This is a genomic window from Microbispora sp. CA-102843 (assembly GCF_050936215.1).
GTDB lineage: Bacteria > Actinomycetota > Actinomycetes > Streptosporangiales > Streptosporangiaceae > Microbispora.
This window is the reverse complement of the sequence record NZ_JBNJNF010000001.1, coordinates 9,363,436-9,384,924: the sequence shown is the minus strand read 5'-3', so window position 1 is coordinate 9,384,924 and position 21,489 is coordinate 9,363,436. Positions and strand designations below refer to the sequence as shown.

The window sequence follows — 21,489 nt, the reverse complement described above, 5'->3', positions numbered from 1 at the left end:
CACGATGCCCTGACCGCCTGGGTCGGTGGTTCATGACGATACCTCGTAGCCGCGGCGACCACCGCCGCCTCCGAGACAGCCGCCTCCCCAGTCGAAGGAACAACCATGACCGAGACCTCGTCCGCTCACGCCCAGAGCCGCACCCCCGGTGCGTCCTCATCCGCGCCGCTCGCCGAGACGACCGTACGCCGGCTGGCCCTGGGCCTTTCCACCGGCGCACTGAGCTGGTCGGCCGTCAGCTTCGTCTACGGCTTCGACCCCCAGGCCGAAACGGCAATCAAGATCGCGGATCTGGGCGGTCTGGCGTTCCAGCTCGGCGCCTGGTGCCTCCTTGCGATCATGGTCCGTACCCGTGCGACCGGCGTCAGCCGCGTGGCGCGCGCCATGTTGCAGGTCGAGCGGGTGCTGCTGGCCCTGGCCATGGCGTGGAGCGTCGGCCACGCATTCCTGCCCGCCGCGCGTGACAGCGCCTGGATGGGGATCCTCGACGTGTTCTGGCCGCTGTCGATGCTGGGCATGTTCGTGATCGGCGTCAAGGTCGCCGTCAGCGGGCGGTGGCGCGGGGCGGCCCGCTTCTGGCCGCTCGTCGCCGAAAGCTGGGTGGTCGTGACCCTCCCGACCATGGCGATCCTCGGCACGTCCGTGTCGGACGTCGTCGGCGCCGCCCACCTGCTCGTGGGCTACACCACGCTCGGTCTCATCATCGCGTTCCGCCCCGAGCTCGTACGCCGCGAGGACTGAACTCACGATCGGGGGCCGTGACACCGGCGACACAGGTGAGGTCGAGCTTGGTCTCGTCTTCGCTGCCGGGGACGGCCGTGTAGACGACGATCTTCAGGTCGGTGTCCGAGTCGGAGAGCACATCGCAGTCGACGGTGATCTCCCCGACCGCCGGGTGCCGGATCGTCTTGTGGTCCTCGGCGTGCCTGCCGACGGCGCCGGAGTGCCACAACCGGGCGAACCGCGGGTTGCCGTCCAGCGTCCGGCGGATCAGCCCGCTGAGGCGCGCGTCCTGGGGGTAACGGCCGGAGGCGCGGCGCAGGTCGGCGACGATGGCCCGGTCGGTCGCCGCCGCGTTCTCCGAGACGACGGGCCATGCCGCGAGGCGCCCCCGATCGGCCGGAACGGGAAAATGCGAGCGCACCAGATTGCGCTCCTCCGGCGCGAGCACGGAGGGATCGCCGAGGAGCGCCGCCCAACTGCGGTTCCACCACAGCAGCCGCCAGTCGGCGGCGAACACGGCGACCGGCGCGTCGCCCAGCCGGGTGAGCACCCGCTGCATCCCGGGCGGGATGTGATCACTGATCACGCCGTCCGGGGGCGGTTGCAGCCCGGCGAGCCGGTAGAGGTGGTCGCGCTCGGCGCGGCCGAGCTGCAGCGCCCGCGCCAGCGCGGCGGCGACCTGCGCCGACGGCGTGGTCGCCCGGCCCTGCTCCAGCCGTACGACGTAGTCCACCGAGACGCCCGCGAGGTCGGCCAGTTCCTCGCGGCGCAGCCCGGCGGCACGGCGTACGCGGCCGGCGGGCAGACCGACAGCCGCGGGTGAGAGCCGGTCGCGCCAGGCGCGGATCGTCGCGCCGAGGCTCGTCTCATCGGTCGTCATGCCCCCATTCTGCGTCGATGGCGAGAGGCCAGGGTGGTACTGCCCGTCCTACCGGCGAGCTCTCCCTGGCTGCCCGCGCCCCGAGGGCCGACGCTCGACACATGACCATCACCTTCATCACCGGGGCCAACAAGGGCCTCGGGTTCGAGACCGCCCGCCGCCTCATCGACCTCGGTCACACCGTCGTCCTCGGCGCCCGGGACCCCGAGCGCGGTCAGGCGGCGACCGACAAGCTCGGCGTACGATTCGTGCGGATCGACGTCACCGACGACGCGTCCGTCGCCGCCGCGGCGGCCGACGTCGCCGCGCATGAGGGTCGCGTCGACACCCTGATCAACAACGCCGGGATCCTCGGCCCGCACGTGCCCGCCGACGAGCTGACCGCGGACCACGCACTCGAGGTCTTCCAGACGAACGTCGTGGGCATCGTCCGCGTGACGAGTGCCTTCCTGCCTCTTCTCCATAAGTCGGAACATCCGGCGATCGTCAACGTGAGCAGCGGCACGGGGTCGTTCGCGCTGACCCACGACCCGCAGCGGGTGGAATCGACGGTCGTGGGGCCGCTGTACACCTCCTCGAAGGCCGCGGTGACGATGCTCACGACGCAGTACGCGAAGGCGTTGCCCGGCATCCGGGTCAACGCCGCCGACCCCGGCTACACCGCGACCGACCTCAACGGGCACAGCGGCCACCAGACCGTGACGGAGGGGACCGACGCGATCGTGACCCTCGCGACCGAGGGCGCCGACGGCGGAACGGGCCGGTTCATCGACCGCTTCGGGCCCGTTCCCTGGTGACGGCGGAGCCGGAACGGCCGCGCGACGAAACCGCTTTGAGCGCGTCGCGGGGGATGGCTACCGTTTCCCGGTGATCACCTTGCCTGATGTCCTCGCTCGTGCTGCCGGCGGGCACATGCCCGAGCCGGGTGCCGGTCCGACCATCGTTCCGCAGCCGTCCGCACGTCACGCGGGAGTCATCGCCTTCACCGCACACAATGTGATCTTCGTTGACGTCGGTGAGGACTGGATCAGATCCCGGTTGCCTGACGACGATCTCTCGGCGCCGCTCAACCCGCCGTTCCTCGGAGACCTGGAAGAACGCACGGGACGCAAGGTCAACAACATCGACATGCTCACCCTGGCCGCTCCCGCCGCCGGTCCCCCGCCCATCGAATTGGTCGAAGTCACGGACGCGGCCCATCCGCGCGTCGAGCGTGCCCACCGCTACCGCGACGACGTACGCGTCTGGACCTGCCCGGGCGGGCTCGTGCTCATCGGACGGGGAGTGGGCGGGCGGTGGGAGGTCGCGCTCGAGGTCGACCCGGCCGGCCGCGGGCGCGGCCTGGGGCGCACCCTCGCCAGTGCGGCCCGGCATCTCACCCCGCACCCGCTCTGGGCGCAGATCGCCCCGGGCAACGCCGCGAGCGTACGGGCGTTCCTCGCCGCGGGCTACGTACCGATCGGCGCCGAGGCACTCCTCGTCCCGCCTCCCGCATGACGACCCTGCTCCCAGGAATCACGGAAGGAGGGATCTATCGGATGTATGGACGTTGTCCAGCCATCCGTCCTCGGAGAAGGACATCAGGACTCCCGACGCGGGAACGCGCCACCACAACTCGTCGGGTACGTACGGCGCGCACGCCTCCACGGCCTCGCCTCGCGACGCCAGATCGCGGAGCAGGGTGTCCTTCGCGGGGGTCTCGATGGGCCCGAGGTGCATCCGCGCAGGCAGCGTGATGCGGAAGCAGGACGGCTCGATCGCGATGTACCACACGAGGTGGCGCACCGAGAGGCCGAGCTCGAGGTCCGCGTAGCACCACGAGACCGCATCTCCCTCCGGCTGTCCCGTGGTGCCCTCGGGCGGACCGAGTTCGGCGAGAAGTTCCGATCGATGCATGCCCAGCCTCAGGGGACTGAGAGTTCCCCGTACGGCGAAATCGGTGATCGGATCGCCCATAGTCCCTGTCCTCCCCCACCCGTGGCCCGGCCGTGGGGATCGTACGGGCGATCAGGGCAGGGCGTCGATCAGGCGGCGGCGGAGCCGGGACTCGTGGGCGGGGTCCGTGTGGAGGGCCAGGGTCAGCCCGGCCTCGGCGGTGCCGGCGAGGACGGCCAGCAGGGTGGCGAACTGCCCGGGAGGCTCGGCGTCGAGCAGCTCCTCGGCGTGCTCAACGGACAGATGGATCGGCCCGATGTCGCGCAGGGAGTCGGTGAGGGCGTCCCAGTTGCGGCCGAAGTACGCGGGGAGGCGCAGGACCCGTGCCACCTCGTCGAAGAAGGCGGCACGGGTCCGGCAGGCCCGCCCGTCGACGACCGCCGGGGCCGGATCGGTGGTCACCGTGAGCCACGGAGGCAGCGGACGCGCGGCGGAGGCCATGAGTTCCTAGATCCTGTAGAAGTCGGTGTAGTGGTTGGGCGAGAACCAGGTCACGCCGGTGCTGCGGTTGACGACGATCCGATACGCGTCACGCGAGGCGCCGCGCGCTCGGGAGTAGACGTCGTACTCGTAGTAGGTGGCCCCGCTGGGGAGCTGGCCCTCCCGGTTGTAGAAGCGCCCGCCGGTGTAGTTGTACTTGCCGTCCGGCCAGGAGTACCAGCCGCTGCTGGTGGGATAGCCCTTCCCGGCCCAGATCGCGTTCGCCGAGCGGGCGTCGGCACAGCGGGAGATTGTGCAGGAGCTGTAGACCGACGCGTGGGCGGGGACGGTGCCGGTCACTCCGGTGAGGGACACGATGGCGGCGATCACGACGGTGAGTCGTCCCGGCCAGGACGGCCGGAAGCGTCGCGGAGTCTGCACGAGACCTCCTTGTGGGGGCGAGGGGACAGACATTCGCCAGCATCACCTCGAAACCAGGACGAACCAAGGGAGAGATTGGTGAACTCCCGTCGTCTTTTCCCGTATGCCCCAGGGCGTGCTTCGTTCCCCCATAGGTCGATCGAGGATTGACGCATGAGCGAAGCCGAGGACGGTACGTACGCGCCGGACCCGGCGACCAAGGCCGGCTATGTGCTGGAGTTCGAGGACACCTTTGACGGGGACAAGCTCGACGAGAGTCGCTGGATCCCGCGTTACCTGCCCCAATGGACCACACGCACCGCCTCGGCGGCCCGATATCGCGTAGGCGACGGTTGCCTGCGCCTGCTGATCGAGGAGGACCAGCCGCCGTGGTCGCCGGAGATGGAGGGCCGGATGCGCGTGTCCTCACTGCAGACAGGCGTGTTCTCCGGGCCGGTGGGCAGCGCCGTCGGCCAGCACGGACGGGGCGGCCGGGCCGTCGTCCGCGAGGCGCAGGACGAGGCGCGGCTCTACACCCCACACTTCGGCCTTATCGAGATGCGCGCCCGTGCCACCGACGATCCACGCGCCATGGTCGCGCTGTGGATGATCGGCTTCGAGGACGCGCCCGAGCGCTCCGCGGAGATCTGCGTCTGCGAGATCTTCGGGCGTGACGTACGGCCGGACGCGACGGCCGTCGGCATGGGCGTCCACCCGTTCGGCGACCCCACGATCACCGACGAGTTCGCCGCCGAGGTCCTCCCCGTCGACGCGCGCGAGTTCCACGTGTACGCGGCCGAGTGGACCCCGGATCAGGTCACGTTCTTCGTGGACGGCCGGCACGTCAAGACCATCCGGCAGTCCCTGGACTATTCGATGCAGCTCATGCTCGGGATCTACGAGTTTCCCGACCCCGAGGGACCCGAGCGGGTGGGGCCGTACCCCAAGGAGTTCGTGGTCGATTACGTGAGGGGCTATCGGCCCGTGACGGATTGAGCCGTACAAGAGGCGCGGCTGGTGGGTATGAGGCATTTGAAGCGCTATGCCCGGATGGTCGAAGCCGATCAGCCGGTGTTCGGCCGTCCGGTGAAGGATCGGGGGATCTGATGCTGAGATGGCTCATCGTCCTGGTCGCGGCCGTGGTCGCGGCGCTGTCAGGGATCACCGCAGGCCACGCGGCGCCGCCGGATGTCAGCGACCAGGACAAGGCATTCCTGATCGGTGCGCACCAGGACAACCTCGCGGAGATCCAGAGCGGGCAACTCGCCGAGCGGCAGGCCGCCAAGGAGTCGGTCAAGGACGCCGGCAGGAAGTTCGTGGAGGACCACACCTCCCTCGACGACCAGGTCAAGCGGGTGGCCGAGAAGCTGGGCGTGGAGCTGCCGGGCCAGCCGAGTGAGGAGCAGCAGGCCGAACTTCGGCAGTTCGCCGCCAAGAGCGGCGCCGCGTTCGACCGTGCGTGGATCGACGCGCAGGTCAAGGGTCACCGCGAGACCCTGGACTTCCTGGACAAGGAAGTGTCGAGCGGTTCTTCCCAGGAAGTGAAGAACCTGGCCCGGGACGCCAAGCCGGTGGTCCAGGAGCATCTCAACCTGGTCGAGAGCATTCAGAGCGGTAGTGGTGAATGACGACAGGTGCCGGCCGGGGCTGGTCTCCGGCCGGCACGTCCCCCGCGGGCTCACCCGAACAGCTTGACCAGCAGCAGGATGATGAGCGCCCAGCAGACGAGACCCGCGACCACGACCACGATGAGCCCGCGGAGCCGATACCGCTTGCCGCGTGGGCCGGGTTGCTCGTCCACGTCTCCTCCACGTCGGGATGTGTTCCGGCGTGCACCCCGCCTTGTGCTGATACCCCGCAGGTCATGAGCCGTTCGTCACTGAGAGTGATGTGTATGTTGCCGAAGCTGACGACACCTGCTCGCTCCCCGATGGAACCAGTGTGGACGGCAACGGGCTCCGAGTCCCCCGATTCCCGCCGGTCCCGGGTCCGCGTGAATAGAGTGCGGTCATGCGGATCTTCACGAACCTCGCCGAACTCAAGGCGGCCAAAGGCGAGCATCTCGGGTACAGCGACTGGCGAGAGATCGGCCAGGAGAGGGTGAGTGCCTTCGCCGACGCGACGGACGACCACCAGTGGATCCACGTGGACCCCGAGCGGGCGAAGGACAGCCCGTTCGGCGGCACGATCGCCCACGGATACCTCACGCTCTCGCTGCTGCCGTCGCTGCTCGGCGAGCTGTACCGCGTGGACGGCCTGCGCATGGCGATCAACTACGGGCTGAACAAGGTGCGCTTCCCCCGGCCGGTCCCCGTCGGGTCCCGCGTACGGGCCGGGGCGGAGATCACCGACGTCAAGGGCACTCCCTCGGGCACCCTCGCGAACCTTCGCGTCACGATCGAGGTCGAGGGAGTCGACAGGCCGGCCTGTATCGCCGACACGCTCACGCTCTTCGTCCCCCACCAGTGACCCCCGCGTGCCCTCGGTCGGGATGGGTGGTACGAGGGCCGCTTGACCGGGGGTGGGGCGATTTATTGGCGCAAGCAGGGGTGACGGGTCTGGTAGAGTTACACCCGTTGCCGGGGCACCGCAGGTGAACAGGCAGCAAAGCGGCCGTAGCTCAATGGATAGAGCATCTGACTACGGATCAGAAGGTTAGGGGTTCGAGTCCTCTCGGCCGCGCACATTACACAAGGCCCGTGACCAGGGACTACCTGGCAGCGGGCCTTAGTGTTCTCTAGATCATGCGGGCTGCTTGCTAACACCCTTGCTAACACGAGTGGCTCCCAGGTGGCGCCCGCTCCGTCCCGATCGCCTCGGCAAGATCTCAGTCGTCCTACCGTGGTTGCCGCGGGTTTCGACTTCGCAGACGACCCAACGGCAGCCGGGGTAGTCGATCGTGATGCCGGTAGTGGTGGCGGATTCAGCGGCGAGGATGTCGTCCGGCTTGGGTGGTGTGGTTGGCGCGGTCACGTTTTCGAGCACCTTTGAAAACGGCCCTCGTGGTGCTGAATTCACCAGGTTGTCGAGGGGGTTACTGAAGACCCCGCTATCCTCTCCAGGACCGCTTCCCAAGATCCGAAATAGGCGACAATTGATTGAAGACCGCGAGAGAGGAGGTCGTCACCACGGCTCGGCGATCTGTCCACCCGCGTCCAGTCCGAATCGCAATAGATCCCCCCACCTGCCCCTCACCCCTTCGTGTAGCCGCACTTGAGCCAGCTCCTTCAGCGCCGAGGTGTTGCCGGCGTCGGCGGCGGCGCGGGCGAGGCGTTCGGCGGCGGCGTGGTCGCCGGCCTTCTCGCGCAGCAGGGCCAGGGTCGATAGTGCGTTGGTGTTGCCGGCTTCGGCGGCGGCGCGGGCGAGGCGTTCGGCGGCGGCGTGGTCGCCGGCCTCCTCCCGCAGCCGGACCAGCTCCCCGAGCATGAAGGTGTTGCCGGCGTCGGCGGCGTCGCGGGCGAGGCGTTCGGCGGCGGCGTGGTCGCCGGCCTTCTCGCGCAGCAGGGCCAGGCTCGATAGCGCGTTGGTGTTGCCGGCGTCGGCGGCGGCGCGGGCGAGGCGTTCGGCATTCTCGTGGTCGCCGGCCCTTTCGTGCAGCAGGGCCAGGCTGCGTAGCGCGTTGGTGTTGCCGGCGTCGGCGGCTGCCTGGTAGAGGCGTTCGGCATTCTCGTGGTCGCCGGCCCTTTCGTGCAGCAGGGCCAGGGTCGGTAGCGCGTTGGTGTTGCCGGCGTCGGCGGCGGCGCGGGCGAGGCGTTCGGCGGCGGCGTGGTCGCCGGCCTTCACGTGCAGCAGGGCCAGGCTCGATAGCGCGTTGGTGTTGCCGGCGTCGGCGGCTGCCTGGTAGAGGCGTTCGGCATTCTCGTGGTCGCCGGCCCTTTCGTGCAGCAGGGCCAGGGTCGGTAGCGCGTTGGTGTTGCCGGCGTCGGCGGCGGCGCGGGCGAGGCGTTCGGCGGCGGCGTGGTCGCCGGCCTTCTCGCGCAGCAGGGCCAGGGTCGATAGCGCGTTGGTGTTGCCGGCGTCGGCGGCGGCGCGGGCGAGGCGTTCGGCGGCGGCGTGGTCGCCGGCCTTCTCGCGCAGCAGGGCCAACTTCCACAGCGCGTTGGCATCGGCGGCGGCGCGGGCGAGGCGTTCGGCGGCGGCGTGGTCGCCGGCCTTCTCGCGCAGCAGGGCCAGGGTCGATAGCGCGTTGGTGTTGCCGGCGTCGGCGGCGTCGCGGGCGAGGCGTTCGGCGGCGGCGTGGTCGCCGGCCTTCTCGCGCAGCAGGGCCAACTTCCACAGCACGTTGGTGTCGCCGGCGTCGGCGGCGGCGCGGGCGAGGCGTTCGGCGGCGGCGTGGTCTTCGGCCCTTTCGTGCAGCAGGGCCAGGCGGCGTAGCGCGTTGGTGTCGCCGGCGTCGGCGGCTGCCTGGTAGAGGCGTTCGGCATTCTCGTGGTCGCCGGCCTTCTCGTGCAGCAGGGCCAACTTCCACAGCGCGTTGGTGTTGCCGGCGTCGGCGGCGTCGCGGGCGAGGCGTTCGGCGGCGGCGTGGTCGCCGGCCTTCTCGCGCAGCAGGGCCAACTTCCACAGTACGTCGGTGTCGCCGGCGTCGGCGGCTGCCTGGTAGAGGCGTTCGGCATTCTCGTGGTCGCCGGCCCTTTCGTGCAGCAGGGCCAGGCTCGATAGCGCGTTGGTGTCGCCGGCGTCGGCGGCTGCCTGGTAGAGGCGTTCGGCATTCTCGTGGTCGCCGGCCCTTTCGTGCAGCAGGGCCAGGCTCGATAGCGCGTTGGTGTTGCCGGCGTCGGCGGCGTCGCGGGCGAGGCGTTCGGCACTCTCGTGGTCGCCGGCCTTCTCGCGCAGCAGGGCCAGGCTGCGTAGCGCGTTGGTGTCGCCGGCGTCGGCGGCGTCGCGGGCGAGGCGTTCGGCACTCTCGTGGTCGCCGGCCTGCTCGTGGAGCAGGGCTAGGCTCGATAGCGCGTTGGTGTCGCCAGCGCGTTGCTGTAGGGCGAAGGCGTGGCGGTAACGGCCTCGGAACACTGCTGCTGTGGCGAGAGCACGAAGGTCGCTGGTGGTGGCGGCGTGATGGCTTGCGGCCTGCCAAAACGCGGCCGGGGGGCAGATCATACGGCGGGTGCGGGTGCCGTGTTGTTCCAGATAGTCGGCGAGACGGTAGGACGGTTCTTCCGCGCTGTGTCGCCGCAGGGTAGGTGAGGTGCCGGGGCGGGGTTTGATTCGGGTCAGCGGGGCTCGCGCTCCCCGGCAGGGCTGGGGGTCGGTGAGGTAGGCGAACGCGCGTTCCAGCCAGTCATCGTCGAGCAAGTCCCACTGCTCCTCGTCAAGATAGCCGGAAGCGGCTTCCTCGAGTAGGAGGCGCGGCAGGGCCGGGCTGTGACCAAGGCGGCGCGCGTCGATCGCGGCGTCCAGGATCGCCCGGGCCCCGGGTTCGGCGTTGCCGTAGCGTTCGATGAGGGCAGGACTGCCGGCCAGGTACTGAGTCAGCCGTCCCGAGGAGGCCTGGCGTAGGGCCTCAGTCAGCCGGGGATCCCCGCCGTGTCCTGCCTGCTGGCCTGCGGCGTCCAGATCGGCACCAGTGAAGGACTCGGGAAGGCGGATGCTGGCATTCTTAAGCAGTTCGCGAGCCTGGGCGCGCTGATCGGGTTTGTCCGTGTCAGGGACTGTGGTTAGGGTGTCCCAATACTGCGGCCACAGCGTGCCAAGCATTAGTACCGGCCCGTGCTCGGGGGTGCGCAGCAGTTCACGGAGCCCAGCGGCGACCTGCTCTCCGACTAGCGGGTTGGCGGTAAGCAGGTAGTGCTGGGTCTCATTCAGCCACACCACGGTGTACGGGCCGATGGTCTGCAGGTCGGCCAGCGCCGCCTCAGGCCTGCCGGGGTTGATCGGGTGCCACAGCCGCCACGGCTCGGGCAGCGTGCGGATCGCTTCCCACAAGGCCCGGGTCTTACCGGTGGACGATCCGCCTACCAGCACGACCAGCCGGGACGCGCCGGTCCGGACCTCCTCCACCACCCGGGCAAGGGCCTCATCATGCGGCCGTGGGATGTAGGTAGGTAGCTCATCGAGGTCGTGGCGTTCGGTCGAGCTGGTGTGGATCGCCGGGTGGACCTCCAGCTCCAGCGGCCGCACCTGGCCGATAAGCCGACCCGGTCCCGGCGGGGCCGAGGGCAGGGCGTAGGGGGGATCTGGAAGAGGGCAGGTCAGCGGCCGGCCATTTTGCGCATCGTCATAGGCCTGCTTCCAGGCCGCCGCACTGCCCAGCACCGCGTCCGGATCTCCACGCGTACTCTCCTCCACCTTGCGGCGGAAGGCTTGTAGCAGCGGCGCAACCTGGTCAGTCCAGTCCGGTAGTCGCTTACGCGTGCCATTGATCAGCGCCTCGACGGTACTTTTCGGTACGTTGGACTTCTGGGAAAGCCACTTTGCTGAGGGGTTCCACGCCGCGGCCCGTGCTCGCACCAGATAGTCGAGGAAGACCTGTACGCCGTCGCTGCCGCCGTTCGGCGGTCCCGCCATCCCGTGGCTCCTTCGCTGTCCTCCCCCGACAGATCTGGTACTACCACTGATCAGTGGCAATTCCACTCTAAACAACCGTGCCACAGATCAGAGGCCACTCCACGACTCCGGCAACTCGAGGTGACCCCGGACGATCCGGGGTTACTGGGCAAACCGGACGTTAAGGGCCGCCGGGCGGTGAGATCGGAGCATGTCCCGCTCGACCTCGCGCTCCGGGCGTACCGTCGCCCTCACCGCCGCCGTGGCCGCAACGCCAGCCGCCGCCTGGACCATCCACCCCGCGCTGAGCACCGTCATCGCCGGACTGGAGGCTGCGGCCGGCCTCACCATCATGGCCACAGCGTTGTTTGGTTCGGAGCGCCTCAGCGAGCGTGCCTTCCGCCTCTTGCGCTGGATCGCCGACCGGCCCGAACCCCCCAAGCACCGCCGCCCATAGCGCCGCTTCCCTGCATCGGCTGTACGCCCGCACCCACCAGACGCAACGAGGCTTCCCAGCTAATCACTGATTGCCCTAGCGAAGATCTCGGCGGCTGAGGCTTCCGCAGCTCGGATGACGTGGGCGTAGACGCGGAGCGTGACTGACGGGTCGACGTGGCCGAGGCGGGCCGCGACTACGTGGACGGGAACGCCAGCCAGGAGAAGCGTGGTCGCGTGAATATGCCTGAGATCATGAAGCCGCGCATGCGGGAGCGGCTCAGCGGGCTTTGGGCCGTCCTTCGGACTGTTGTAGGCCTTGATCAGAAGCGGCACCAGTGACGACACCGTGTCGGGGTGGATCGGCTCACCCCACCCGGTCGTAAAAACGTAGTCGTCCGTACCCCGCCACTCCTCCCCGGCGAGGAGCCTATCTGCCGCCTGCTGCCTTCGGTGCTCCTTGAGGACTCGGACCGTGCTCTGATCGATCGACACCACGCGGGTTCGGCCCGTCTTGGTGGTCCCCTCGATGCGCTCTCCGTCGATGAAGGCCGCCGAGCCCGTGATGGTGATCTCGCATGTGTCGAGGTCGACCGCTGACCACCGGTGGTTGAGCAACTCCCCGCGACGTGCGCCGGTGTAGGCCGCGAGGTGAAAGAAGGCGAACAGTCGATGCCGTCGAGCCACGGCGAGGAAAGTACGCAGTTGTTCGGCGGTCCATACGGTGCCCGGTTCGGTCGGAGTCCGGCGGGGCCGCTTGGCCCGCTCGACCGGGTTCGACGGGAGCACCTGGTCAACCTCGACCGCGTCCCGGAACGCCTTTCGAAGGACTGCGTGCACGTAGTCGATCGTGCGGGCCGAGAGCTTCCGGCCGTTCTTCCCGCCGCCGGCCATGAGGTCCCGGTACAGCTTCGTGATCGTGGCCGGGCGGATGGCTTGAAGCTTCTGGCCTCCGATGTGCGGCTTGACGTACCGGTTGATGATGTCGCGGTAGTCCTTGAGCGTCTTGGGCTTGATCTCAACGGCGTGGGCCTCGATCCACTCATCGAGGTACTCTCCAACGCTGATCGCGTTCCGGTCGACATACTCACCGCGGCGAGCCTTAACGCGCGCTACGTCACGGGCCGCCTTGGCGTCGTCCTCGGTGGCGTAGCCGCCGACCCACTTGGGCTTGCTCTCGCCGGTCTCGGGGTCCTTGACGCGGATCACGTACGACCAGGTGTTTCCGCGCTTCATGACGCCGTCGCGGAGCTTGGGCGCGCTCTTCTTGCGCCGGGGCTGCTCAGGGTCAGGCGTCGCTACGAGAGTGGTCGTCATGCTGCAACTTCCTTCGTGCTCAGGCGGGCGATGTAGTCGTGAAGGGCGGACACGGGGATGCGCCGCGAGCCGTTGATCCGGACGGAATCGAGAGCGCCGGAGGCGATGAGCTGGTAGAGCTTGCTCCGGGAGATCGCGAGCGCTTGAGCGGCTTCGGTGACGGTCACGAGGAGCGGAGTCATCGGGCGTCACCCCCGAGCGGTGATGTCGAGGACGGCACGGGCGTGCCTGTTATTGCTGCGGCGAGGAGGGCGTCACCGGCCGAGAGGCCTTGTCCGGCGTATTGCCAGTGGGCGATCACGAGGACGGTGTCTTCGTCGAAGATTGGGAGTCGTCCCGTGTTGATCTGCTCGTCGCGCTTGTGTTCGGCCCTTGCGGCGCGGAGAGCCCCGAGGGTGGTGGAGTAGCGGCGGGATTTGCTGGAGAAGTGGCCGCGGAAGCCGAGCATGTGTGCCCAGTGGGTCAGCCGGAGGTCGGCCAGTTCGTCGAAGGTCCCGAGGCGGAGGCATTCGGCGATGAGTCGCCGGGCGTGCTCGCGGATGGGCAGGGCGGCGAGGTTTTCGAGGGGTTGGATGCGCCGGTCCAGGGTGCCGACGCATTCGGCCGCCTTGGTGGCGTACTTGGCGATGTAGCCGGCGATGGCCTGTTCGGTCAGCTCGCCGTTCATGGTGATTGGCCGGGTGTCGAGTTGGGCACCCCACCGGAGGACTCGCGAGGGTTGGCTGTCGTACGCGGGCACTTTGGCCGTGACGACGGTGGCGGCGTGCTGGACGGCATCGGTGAGCATGTCGACGGTCGCCCAGGCCCGCGGTGGTGAGGCGGGTCCGTCCGGGCCGTCGAGGCGGATCACGGCGTGCAGGTGGACGACGCCCCGCCGCTGGTATTCCGCGACCTTGGCGAAGGAGACGACGAGCTGTGCGGAGAGGTCCTTTTGCGTGAGCCCGGCGAGCTTGGCCAAGTGCCGGCGAAGCGCCAGGGTGAAGCGGCGCCACAGTTCGGGGGCGGTGGCGTTGAACAGCACCGACCCCTCGTAGTCGTAGCAGTCCGGGCACAGCGGCTCACCGAGGCATGCGTCGTCGGCACCGTGCCGGGCCGTGCAGGACATGACCCGCCCGTGCGGGCAGGTCTCCGCGTCCCGGCGGGGGTGGCAGGGCAGGACCTTCCCGTCCTTCTCCCGCCGGGAGTGCACCTCCCCGAAGGACGGCGCGGTCAGGGTGACGAACAGGCACGGGTGCGAGGCGACCGTCTCCGGGACGCCCTTGCCGCCGACGAGGCCCGCGCGGACGAGGTGGTAGGTGTCGGCGCGGTAGGTCTCGGCGCAGGAGGGGCAGCGGGAGGTGCGACGCGTCTTGCAGGGGACGCGCAGGAGGCCGTCCGGTTCGAGGTGGGTGCTGTAGCGGTGGAGGAGTCGGCCGGTGGCGCGGTCGTAGTGCTCGACCTTGCCGCGCAGATGGATCGGCTGGCGGCAGCCGCCGGTCCGGCGAATCTGGCTCGCCCAGCGGGCGTATTGCGGGTCATGGAGCCGGGTGATGAGTCCGGCGATGGCGTGCTTGGTTGGCATGATGGGTGCGTCCCTTCCGGGCCGGTGAGGTTCGGTGTGGGATGGCCCCCGACGTGACGGACGTCTTGGCGGATGTGTGGTCACGCCGGGGGCGCTGTGATCAGCGGTCGGGCGGTCAGCAGAAGCTAAAGCGGCCCGCCTACGGCGGCCCGCGTTGCGCGCTGGTCGGACAGCCAGCCGGGCTGCGGCTCTTCGGCCGGTCCCGGCCGGCGCCGCCCGCGCGCTCCCAGACACCGACACGGAACGCCAGACGATCGAAGACCACCGCGGCCAGGACGACGACCAGGGCGCGGTCCAGCTCGCCGAGGCGTTCGGAAGGAAAAGCCGCAAGGGGCTCCGCCCCCTGCACCCCTGGCCCTCCTCGGAGATGACCTGGGGCGGTGCGGGTGGGAGGCGGTCATCTCCTCGCCGGCCACCCCGAAGGGATGCCAGACCGGCCGCCCAAGGTCAAGCCGTCGAGTGCGGGCAGGCAACCAGCAGGCGAGGAAGGTCACCGGGAGCATGTACACGCGAACGACGGCTTGACCCCAGGCGTCCGGTCAGGCATGGCTCTGCCTGCCCGACGAGGAGATGATCAGCTCACGCAAGCTTTGTGATCGACACCGGGCTGATCAATTGCCACAGGTCAGCTTGATAATCCTGATCAAGCAAGATTAGACTACCGTGATTCCTGCTCATGGTGAGGCAAGGTGGAGAGTGGGGAAGGGTGACGGATCACCTGGCTGACGCCAACGCTATGCAGGGTGACATATCTAGCCAAGGTGCTGAAGCTACGAGGCTAAGGCGAAAGCTCACACCCAAACGTCCCCAGAGCGACAAAGCCGGGCTGGCAGATGTATTCCCCTATTATGCGGGGTTTTCGTTTGATTGGGCTTGTACTCAACTACAGAGAGAGCCGGGCCAAAGTGATGTAGTCGTACTGGATCCTTGGAATGGCAGCGGCACGACGACTTTGGCAGCTAGATCAAACGGCTTGTACTCTGTCGGTGTAGACCTGAATCCAATTGCGAACGTAGTCGCACAGCTACGTGTGCAAGTTGGAAGGAATGCGCAGGTCTGTGAGGCTCCCCAGTTGGCGCCTGGTGCCCTTCTCAATGACCCACTCTGCTCTTGGCTTACTAGCCGTACTGCAGGACGAATACGCGACTGGACCACGAAGCTAAGTTCTCTTCCACGTTCGCAGTCGGCATTGGGCTATGTCGCACTCTTTAGGGTCGTGCGTAAGCTGACACATAAGTTTGAAGGCAGTAATCCCACATGGGTACGTAGGGCCTCGAAGGACGAGGACCTCGTGGACGTGACATGCGATGCCTTGGATGAACTCATAATTGAGGATCAGAGATTCATCGCCGAACGACTGACGGGGGAGCCTATTATAGGTACCCCAGTCTCGATCATCACTGCCTCTTCACAGGAACTCCCGCTCGCGACTGACTCTGTAGATCTAATCTTAACCTCGCCGCCTTATCTTACGCGCATAGATTACGCTGTGGCCTATTCGAGGGAACTGGCCATACTGGGAGTTAATATCGCAGAGGACCGTACGCTTCGTGCGGCTTTGATGGGAACCACACTCATACGTAAGCAACCAAACAGCGGTGCGACGCCATACGGGCGGGTAGCAACGGACCTTGTTGAGAAGGTTGCCACTCATAAGAGTAAGGCCTCTTCAGGGTATTATCTCAAGCAGACGAGACAGTACCTCGACGATCTAATAGCTAGCTTTGATGAGATAGCGCGTGTTGCAAAAGACGATGCGGTGATGAAGTTGGTCGTACAGGACTCCTATTACAAGGACATTCCTGTCCCACTGGCCGATATTTGCGTCGAAGAGGCGGAGCGACGCGGATGGAAGTTTAGAGACTGGGACAAGACCGAGGTCAGTCGCCTGCTGACACAAGTGAACAAGGCGGCGCGAGCCTACTCTAAAGGAAAAGTAGAAGAGACAGTGATCATCCTACAGAGGAGATCGCGTTGACCGATAAAGTTCCAGCCGACAATCTAATTCGCTCAGTCGACGACAAAATAACAGCAGTCCGGACGCAGAGCATTGACTTTTCGTTCAATGAGCTAGTGGATATGCATGCCGCGGGCGAGCTGATAATCGATCCAGAGTTCCAAAGGATGTTCAGGTGGACTGAGGGTGCTCAGGCGCGGTTTATCGAATCGCTCCTTCTCGAGCTGCCTATTCCGCCGATCTTCTTGATTGAACGAGAAGATCGCATCTACGAGCTCATCGACGGCCTGCAGCGGATTTCATCTTACCTGCACTTCCGCGGACAGCTTACAATCGACGGAGAGGCGCAAGAACCTCTGATACTCAGTGATTGTGACATCGTCCCGGAGCTGAATGGGCTAGCCTACAATGAGCTCCCTCGAGCACTTGAAATCAAGCTGAAGCGGAGTTACATACGCGCAGAGATTCTACGAAAGGAAAGTGACCCTCGCCTCCGGTACTACATGTTCAAGCGACTGAATACAGGCGGGGAGAGACTTTCTGAGCAGGAAGTCAGAAACGCTACCATCCGGCTTCTGTCCAACGACTTCAATGCCTTCATCTCGGAGCTCAGCAGAAACGAAGACTTCAGTTTCTGCATTGGCATAATCTCTGAGAACCAGCGCCTTAAGAAGTTCGATCAGGAGCTCGTGCTGCGGTTCTTCGCTTATAAGAACGGCATCGAGGGGTACGCTCACGATGTTGCCGACTTCCTGACAGACTTCATGGAAGAAGTATCTGATCCTTCGCACCCTCGTGAGTTCGATTACATCCACGAGCGGGCGGTATTCGAGAAGACCTTCAGTATCCTTCGTGCGATAGCCGAGAAACTAGACATCGGATCCAAAATTTTCGGCACGACAACCCCGCAATCGCCCGAGCCTCGAGGCCAGTTTTCTGTCTACCATTACGAAGGCCTTGTCATTGGGATTCAGGCTGTTGTGGATTTTGTAGACATCGGAAATGATGACCAAATATTGCGTCTTGCCGAGGTCGTTCGAGTCGGAAAAGCAGATCGAGATTTCCTCAAGCATGGAGGAGGTGGTAAGAACTATCGCAATCCGCTCCGGGCGCGCATCCAGTACTTCGCTGATCGATTCAAAGAGGTGATAGATGGATCCCGCTGACCTCCGTGCTCAACTGGAGGATGATTTGGCGTGGCGCCTTGATGAATTAAGACACCTGCGGAATCAGTTGATTGGCGCTCTAGGACGAGACCAATGGCCGATTGCTTCAATGCGAGCTATCTTGGTCATGCAATACGCCCACCTGGAAGGCTTTTCTCATAATGCCTTTTCCTTGTATGTAGACGCGATAAACACATGTCGACTAGACGCTAAAGCTCTGCATCCACATTTATTCGCCACTGCCCTTGTGCCAGAGTTCGACGCCGTAAGGCTTGGCGCCGGCGGCGATCAGGAAAGTGAGCATGGCCGTCTTACGAGGCGGGCAAGGTCTCAAGTGGCTTTCGTAACAAAGATTCTTCAGCTTAGCGAAAGCCCTCTCACCATTGAGGCCGATGCGGCAGTCTCAATGGAGATGAACTTTGGCGCGGATGTACTTCGTAGAACGCTGTATCGCCTTGGGATTCCAGAGTCCGAGGTCAGTAAGCATTACTATGAATCACTTGAGTTCGTGAGGCGTACTCGAAATGATATAGCCCACGGGAGTCGCAAAGAGAAGATTGAGCCGGGACTCTTCGACGCGCATCGCAGGAAGTGTGAGCAGTTCATGAATGATTTAGCGCGTCTAATTTCTCGAGCTATTGCGAACGAGTGGTATAAGGCGGACGCGTTTTCTCCAGCAAGTTAGACTCCGCTCGCTGCTTACTGTTACCTCCCCGCAGAGCCTGGCACGTTTAGAGCGCTCATCATAGCTATGCCGAGACGCGGTCGGCTATTGCACGATCTGAGTCGGCGCTATGCCATCTGGCAATGAACCGGTACCGGGCAGGCTGGCCGACACCGACTTCTGACCTGCTTAGTCGACGCCCGAGTTGCGCGAGGAGTGGTGAGACGGCGATGACAGCAGCGGTGATAGGTATGCCGGGTAGCAAAAGGGCGGCGGAGCAGCGGAGGTACCGACTTAACCACAGCATTTATTTGTCGTCCCAGGCAGTACCGGTGACAGGAAGCCGCTCGTGAGAAACAGCCGGTTCTTGCTAATGGCAGTGCTAACGCACTCGCTGGCCACACCTGGATAGCCATAGGCGACAAGTCCATTTGAAGCGTGACTGCACTGGTTCCTCAACCAGTATCGGCCGCCTCTGGGCGGGTCTGAAACTGGCTATGAATTAGAGGGAGTTCCCCCAGGCTTCCGCCTCTCGATGGAGACGCTCGGCCAGCGTCTTCAGCTTGCGTTTGAGGTCGCGCCTAGTACTGCCTCGGGTTTTGATCGCGTGGCAATTCGGACACAATGCAATCATGTTCGCGGGATGATCCCGGCCCTGGGTGGCTCGTTCGTCGACGTGGTCGACTTCGAGGATGGCGTCGCCCTTGTCGGTAACATCGGTCGGTTGGCCTCCGCAGTCCGGGTTCTCACACGTGCCCTGGGCACGCAGCATCACCGCCATGCGAGCGTCCGCGGACCGGAAGTAACGGTCAGAAGCGATGCGGGTCGTCCTGTCGTGGTTGACCGCTTCCTTGCGTTCTACCGACGCACACAACTTGCGGTACTGCCGGCCTGCATCCTGTTTGGTGACCGCAGTAGGTGCTTCTGTCCCGAGGGTTTCGTCGTGGGTCTGCTGGTCATCTTGAGCAAGCCGGTCTAGGACTGACTGCGGCCATTGGTCGCGGAAGGGGGACGGCACCGGGGCTAGTACCCATGCGAACTCGCGCCGCCACTGCTTGTCGTCACCTTTGCCCCATACGAGGCGCCGGTCCACGATAACGGTCCACGTGTCAAACCCCCATGCGCCGTCAGCGGGCTGGTGCCAGTACCTGATGGGCTTTTGCTCCTGCTGGCAGACCAGCAGTTGGGCGTTGCCCCCGCCTTTCAGGGTTTGGTCGCCGCTCAACCCTTGACCGCGGTACTCGATCAGGTCCGTGCCAGGGATGGTTCGGTCGTCATAGGGGCCTTTAGCGTCCGAAAAGACGCACATCAGCCCATCGTCGAGGGTGCCGATTCCGCTAGTCCACTGGCCGCCCAACTCTGCGTGAATAGCGGTGCGCTTGGGGAACGCCACCGATCCGGGGATCGGCAGGAGCAGGTCAGCCTCGCGACCGGCTCGCAGGAGACCGTCCAGGCCAACGGCGGCAACTAGCCCCACCGGAACGGGGTTGAAGAAGCGGGCCAGCAGGGTCGCAGCCGCGTTCGCCGTCAGACTAGGGTCCGCTCTCAGCATCGCGTACACGTCGGGTGTGAAGCCGGCTTCGGGATTGACTTGCTCAAGCACGCTGATAGTGGGCCGGCGTCGCCCTGTCGGAGGCGCGATCCGGTCCGCGTCCTTGATCTCCCAGAGGGCATCCGTAGCGTGCAAGACCCAGAACGGGTACTGAGCGCTATCGGCCGTGGCGCCGTTGCCGTAGACGGCCTCGAGTTTCTCGAACGCGGCGCGCGTTTGCCGCCACGTCGCTAGCCGCGGCGCGCCAGCAGCAACGCGGCCGAGTAGCCACAGCAGCAGGAGAGGACGGTGTGTAGGGGCGGTGCCTCGTACAGAGCGAGGGGACAGTTGGCCGATCTTCTTGATGAAGTCGCGTCGAAGGGTGGGGGAGGTGGCCACGGATAAACGCTAGCGAAGCGGGCAGTCCTGACAAACTCGCCGCTGTCGCCACACTCCGGGAATCATGTCTGGAGCAATCCACCGTGCGGAGCGTGACCCGCCGCGGGGGGTTGTGTGGTGACAGCAACGCTGACAGCAACGTCCTCATACGCCGACGCATTCGCGCCGCCGTCCACACACGGTCCAGGTCCACTTGGCGTCGGATAACGAGGGCGAACGATCAGGCGGGTTACTGTACAGTAACGCGAACAGCAACAGTGCCTCATGTTCACACCGCACCAGAGCGGATCTGTTGCCTGGGCACGTCGCCCTTATTCACGAAGCTCCTGCCCTTCCCTGCGGATCAACAGGTCGGGGGTTTGAGTCCTCTCGGCCGCGCACATGCGAAACGCCCGCTACCAAGGATTCCTGGAAGCTGGCCTGAATTTGTCTGGCGGCTGTCACCTGGGTCGGGCAATTTATCCCTCCGCCTCATCTCCCGAAAATTCTTGAATGTCGCTCAGGAGGTGAAGGGCATGAGCGATCAGGGCAAGGGCCTGCGGCTGTGTAAGAGGTATTTTGTGGTGAGCATGTGGATTTCGTACAAATTTGAAAAATGTCCGCAGCCGCAAGCGGTAGATCTTGAGTGTCGTGTTGTAAGTGAAAACATCGTTCTTCAGATATTTGATGAAGTCCCCTACCAACTTTTGGCCATAGCCGTCGTCGCTGCCTACGATTCCACGAAGTGCCGCCTCAATGGCGATCCCTACCTCCCGAATCGCACTATCGTAGAGTTCGTGGTTTAACTGTTTACGTAGGTCCGGTAAGGATTCAGGCACCTCAATTGTGCCTGCGAGTTCCCGCGTGACGACGTCCCACCCTGCGCCTGTGATGGATACTGCACTATCTATCCCATTTTGCTCGAACGCTGGGTATGTGTACGGATCTCCGCAGTCGAAGTCCTCTACCTGGGGATTACCAGGGAGACTCGGCCAATTAACAGGCTGAAAGTTTCCCTGCTTGTCCTTAATGGCAAGCATTTGCCCCCACTTCCAGCCAGCTTCCACCCGCCGACGGAGCTGCCATTCTCGTTCACTGATCGGCGTTACGCCACTAATGAGACCCTGCTTCGCCAGGATGATGAGATCTTTATGCCAGATTGCGACCTGGAACGCGTCAGGCGACCACGGATCCTGTGGGCGCAGTGGTTTCTTCGCATCGTAGTCGTATGCTGCGAACAGGACACAGCGGTCGATATCGTCGAGGGGCTCGAACTGAGTTCCCACGGGAAACTGGGCCAGGTCAAACAAGCCGTGTGCGCCCCCCGGCTGACAGGGATATGCGGGCCAGTCTGCATGAATTCCAAGGACAACACCGGTACCAGTCCAGTAGCCCGACCCCAGCCATCCGGGGTGCTCGGTGAGGTCACGGGGCTCTGCACGGGCTGACTCATCTGCGCTCATAGGACGAGCATCCACCATCATGATGCCTATACAAAGCCCCATGGTAAGAAGTGGATGGGCCGTCACCGCTGGGTTGTCCAACGGGCCGTCTCCTGGCCGGCTGCCGCTACCACCGTCGCTACGAGCGCCGGGCCGACCACTTCGGCTCCTTCG

The 21,489-nt window shown here is 65.3% G+C and carries 21 protein-coding genes and 1 tRNA gene; 11 read left to right on the top strand and 11 right to left on the bottom strand.

The window, feature by feature from the left end:
- Positions 1 to 105 precede the first annotated feature (105 nt).
- Entirely contained in the window at positions 106 to 741 is a 636-nt protein-coding gene (locus ACQEVJ_RS43755) for a hypothetical protein (protein ID WP_433111268.1), read from the top strand.
- On the opposite strand, the gene ACQEVJ_RS43750 is transcribed toward ACQEVJ_RS43755, so the two are convergent.
- Positions 701 to 1,603 carry a helix-turn-helix domain-containing protein gene (locus tag ACQEVJ_RS43750; RefSeq protein WP_433111265.1) on the bottom strand — a complete coding sequence of 301 codons (903 nt, stop codon included), beginning with the start codon at positions 1,601 to 1,603 and terminating at the stop codon, positions 701 to 703. The genes ACQEVJ_RS43755 and ACQEVJ_RS43750 overlap by 41 nt on opposite strands.
- A gap of 101 nt (positions 1,604 to 1,704) precedes the next feature.
- On the opposite strand from ACQEVJ_RS43750, the gene ACQEVJ_RS43745 reads away from it, so the two are divergent.
- Together ACQEVJ_RS43745 and ACQEVJ_RS43740 are read left to right on the top strand one after the other, a co-directional pair.
- Positions 1,705 to 2,400 (top strand): SDR family NAD(P)-dependent oxidoreductase, encoded by a 696-nt coding sequence (locus tag ACQEVJ_RS43745; RefSeq protein ID WP_433111262.1) that lies wholly within the window; start codon positions 1,705 to 1,707, stop codon positions 2,398 to 2,400.
- 199 nt (positions 2,401 to 2,599) lie between these two features.
- Positions 2,600 to 3,100: a GNAT family N-acetyltransferase gene (locus ACQEVJ_RS43740; protein ID WP_433111260.1), complete on the top strand. Its 501-nt coding sequence runs from the start codon at positions 2,600 to 2,602 to the stop codon at positions 3,098 to 3,100.
- Positions 3,101 to 3,118: 18 nt separating this feature from the next.
- On the opposite strand, the gene ACQEVJ_RS43735 is transcribed toward ACQEVJ_RS43740, so the two are convergent.
- From ACQEVJ_RS43735 to ACQEVJ_RS43725, 3 genes are all read right to left on the bottom strand, one after another.
- Positions 3,119 to 3,499 carry a hypothetical protein gene (locus ACQEVJ_RS43735; RefSeq protein ID WP_433111257.1) on the bottom strand — a complete coding sequence of 127 codons (381 nt, stop codon included), beginning with the start codon at positions 3,497 to 3,499 and terminating at the stop codon, positions 3,119 to 3,121.
- 111 nt (positions 3,500 to 3,610) lie between these two features.
- The gene (locus ACQEVJ_RS43730; protein ID WP_433111254.1) at positions 3,611 to 3,979 is read right to left on the bottom strand and encodes a barstar family protein; all 369 of its coding nucleotides are present in this window, start codon (positions 3,977 to 3,979) and stop codon (positions 3,611 to 3,613) included.
- 6 nt (positions 3,980 to 3,985) lie between these two features.
- Positions 3,986 to 4,399 carry a ribonuclease domain-containing protein gene (locus tag ACQEVJ_RS43725; protein ID WP_433111251.1) on the bottom strand — a complete coding sequence of 138 codons (414 nt, stop codon included), beginning with the start codon at positions 4,397 to 4,399 and terminating at the stop codon, positions 3,986 to 3,988.
- Between the two features lie 153 nt (positions 4,400 to 4,552).
- Here ACQEVJ_RS43725 and ACQEVJ_RS43720 point away from each other — a divergent pair, with 153 nt between their 5' ends.
- A complete protein-coding gene (locus ACQEVJ_RS43720; RefSeq protein ID WP_433111248.1) occupies positions 4,553 to 5,374 on the top strand; it encodes a glycoside hydrolase family 16 protein in 822 nt (273 codons plus the stop codon).
- A 110-nt stretch (positions 5,375 to 5,484) separates the two neighbouring features.
- Positions 5,485 to 6,006: a DUF4142 domain-containing protein gene (locus ACQEVJ_RS43715; protein ID WP_433111245.1), complete on the top strand. Its 522-nt coding sequence runs from the start codon at positions 5,485 to 5,487 to the stop codon at positions 6,004 to 6,006.
- Positions 6,007 to 6,056: 50 nt separating this feature from the next.
- Here ACQEVJ_RS43715 and ACQEVJ_RS43710 read toward each other — a convergent pair whose 3' ends face one another.
- On the bottom strand, positions 6,057 to 6,179 hold the full coding sequence (locus tag ACQEVJ_RS43710) for a hypothetical protein (protein WP_433111242.1): 123 nt from the start codon (positions 6,177 to 6,179) through the stop codon (positions 6,057 to 6,059).
- A 209-nt stretch (positions 6,180 to 6,388) separates the two neighbouring features.
- Here ACQEVJ_RS43710 and ACQEVJ_RS43705 point away from each other — a divergent pair, with 209 nt between their 5' ends.
- Entirely contained in the window at positions 6,389 to 6,847 is a 459-nt protein-coding gene (locus tag ACQEVJ_RS43705; RefSeq protein WP_433111239.1) for a MaoC family dehydratase, read from the top strand.
- A 140-nt stretch (positions 6,848 to 6,987) separates the two neighbouring features.
- Positions 6,988 to 7,060, top strand: a tRNA-Arg gene (locus tag ACQEVJ_RS43700).
- Between the two features lie 441 nt (positions 7,061 to 7,501).
- On the opposite strand, the gene ACQEVJ_RS43695 is transcribed toward ACQEVJ_RS43700, so the two are convergent.
- A complete protein-coding gene (locus ACQEVJ_RS43695; protein ID WP_433111236.1) occupies positions 7,502 to 10,885 on the bottom strand; it encodes a tetratricopeptide repeat protein in 3,384 nt (1,127 codons plus the stop codon).
- A gap of 190 nt (positions 10,886 to 11,075) precedes the next feature.
- Between ACQEVJ_RS43695 and ACQEVJ_RS43690 the strand changes: the two genes are divergently transcribed.
- The gene (locus tag ACQEVJ_RS43690) at positions 11,076 to 11,321 is read left to right on the top strand and encodes a hypothetical protein (protein ID WP_433111233.1); all 246 of its coding nucleotides are present in this window, start codon (positions 11,076 to 11,078) and stop codon (positions 11,319 to 11,321) included.
- 59 nt (positions 11,322 to 11,380) lie between these two features.
- On the opposite strand, the gene ACQEVJ_RS43685 is transcribed toward ACQEVJ_RS43690, so the two are convergent.
- From ACQEVJ_RS43685 to ACQEVJ_RS43675, 3 genes are read right to left on the bottom strand one after another with little or no spacing between them, the layout of a single operon-like run.
- Complete coding sequence (locus ACQEVJ_RS43685) at positions 11,381 to 12,616, bottom strand: tyrosine-type recombinase/integrase (protein ID WP_433111230.1); 1,236 nt, start codon at positions 12,614 to 12,616, stop codon at positions 11,381 to 11,383.
- Positions 12,613 to 12,783, bottom strand: coding sequence for a helix-turn-helix domain-containing protein (locus ACQEVJ_RS43680; protein WP_433111227.1), 171 nt, complete (start codon positions 12,781 to 12,783; stop codon positions 12,613 to 12,615). The genes ACQEVJ_RS43685 and ACQEVJ_RS43680 overlap by 4 nt, the downstream gene beginning before the upstream one ends.
- A gap of 11 nt (positions 12,784 to 12,794) precedes the next feature.
- Positions 12,795 to 14,177 carry a replication initiator gene (locus ACQEVJ_RS43675; RefSeq protein ID WP_433111224.1) on the bottom strand — a complete coding sequence of 461 codons (1,383 nt, stop codon included), beginning with the start codon at positions 14,175 to 14,177 and terminating at the stop codon, positions 12,795 to 12,797.
- A gap of 1,216 nt (positions 14,178 to 15,393) precedes the next feature.
- Between ACQEVJ_RS43675 and ACQEVJ_RS43670 the strand changes: the two genes are divergently transcribed.
- From ACQEVJ_RS43670 to ACQEVJ_RS43660, 3 genes are read left to right on the top strand one after another with little or no spacing between them, the layout of a single operon-like run.
- Positions 15,394 to 16,155, top strand: a complete 762-nt coding sequence (locus tag ACQEVJ_RS43670) for a hypothetical protein (protein WP_433111221.1) — start codon at positions 15,394 to 15,396, stop codon at positions 16,153 to 16,155.
- Complete coding sequence (locus ACQEVJ_RS43665; RefSeq protein WP_433111218.1) at positions 16,152 to 17,300, top strand: DUF262 domain-containing protein; 1,149 nt, start codon at positions 16,152 to 16,154, stop codon at positions 17,298 to 17,300. Before ACQEVJ_RS43670 ends, ACQEVJ_RS43665 begins: the two co-directional genes overlap by 4 nt.
- Entirely contained in the window at positions 17,287 to 17,985 is a 699-nt protein-coding gene (locus tag ACQEVJ_RS43660; RefSeq protein WP_433111215.1) for an MAE_28990/MAE_18760 family HEPN-like nuclease, read from the top strand. The genes ACQEVJ_RS43665 and ACQEVJ_RS43660 overlap by 14 nt, the downstream gene beginning before the upstream one ends.
- 481 nt (positions 17,986 to 18,466) lie before the next feature.
- On the opposite strand, the gene ACQEVJ_RS43655 is transcribed toward ACQEVJ_RS43660, so the two are convergent.
- Positions 18,467 to 19,894 (bottom strand): HNH endonuclease signature motif containing protein, encoded by a 1,428-nt coding sequence (locus tag ACQEVJ_RS43655; protein ID WP_433111212.1) that lies wholly within the window; start codon positions 19,892 to 19,894, stop codon positions 18,467 to 18,469.
- A gap of 458 nt (positions 19,895 to 20,352) precedes the next feature.
- Positions 20,353 to 21,417 (bottom strand): hypothetical protein, encoded by a 1,065-nt coding sequence (locus tag ACQEVJ_RS43650; RefSeq protein WP_433111209.1) that lies wholly within the window; start codon positions 21,415 to 21,417, stop codon positions 20,353 to 20,355.
- Between the last annotated feature and the right edge of the window lie 72 nt (positions 21,418 to 21,489).

Coding starts and splice junctions, on each gene's coding strand:
- ACQEVJ_RS43755 (WP_433111268.1), top strand. CDS start 106: ATGACCGAGACCTCGTCCGCTCACGCCCAGAGCCGCACCCCCGGTGCG.
- ACQEVJ_RS43705 (WP_433111239.1), top strand. CDS start 6,389: ATGCGGATCTTCACGAACCTCGCCGAACTCAAGGCGGCCAAAGGCGAG.
- ACQEVJ_RS43745 (WP_433111262.1), top strand. CDS start 1,705: ATGACCATCACCTTCATCACCGGGGCCAACAAGGGCCTCGGGTTCGAG.
- ACQEVJ_RS43675 (WP_433111224.1), bottom strand. CDS start 14,177: ATGCCAACCAAGCACGCCATCGCCGGACTCATCACCCGGCTCCATGAC.
- ACQEVJ_RS43685 (WP_433111230.1), bottom strand. CDS start 12,616: ATGACGACCACTCTCGTAGCGACGCCTGACCCTGAGCAGCCCCGGCGC.
- ACQEVJ_RS43660 (WP_433111215.1), top strand. CDS start 17,287: ATGGATCCCGCTGACCTCCGTGCTCAACTGGAGGATGATTTGGCGTGG.
- ACQEVJ_RS43720 (WP_433111248.1), top strand. CDS start 4,553: ATGAGCGAAGCCGAGGACGGTACGTACGCGCCGGACCCGGCGACCAAG.
- ACQEVJ_RS43690 (WP_433111233.1), top strand. CDS start 11,076: ATGTCCCGCTCGACCTCGCGCTCCGGGCGTACCGTCGCCCTCACCGCC.
- ACQEVJ_RS43735 (WP_433111257.1), bottom strand. CDS start 3,499: ATGCATCGATCGGAACTTCTCGCCGAACTCGGTCCGCCCGAGGGCACC.
- ACQEVJ_RS43730 (WP_433111254.1), bottom strand. CDS start 3,979: ATGGCCTCCGCCGCGCGTCCGCTGCCTCCGTGGCTCACGGTGACCACC.
- ACQEVJ_RS43695 (WP_433111236.1), bottom strand. CDS start 10,885: ATGGCGGGACCGCCGAACGGCGGCAGCGACGGCGTACAGGTCTTCCTC.
- ACQEVJ_RS43715 (WP_433111245.1), top strand. CDS start 5,485: ATGCTGAGATGGCTCATCGTCCTGGTCGCGGCCGTGGTCGCGGCGCTG.
- ACQEVJ_RS43750 (WP_433111265.1), bottom strand. CDS start 1,603: ATGACGACCGATGAGACGAGCCTCGGCGCGACGATCCGCGCCTGGCGC.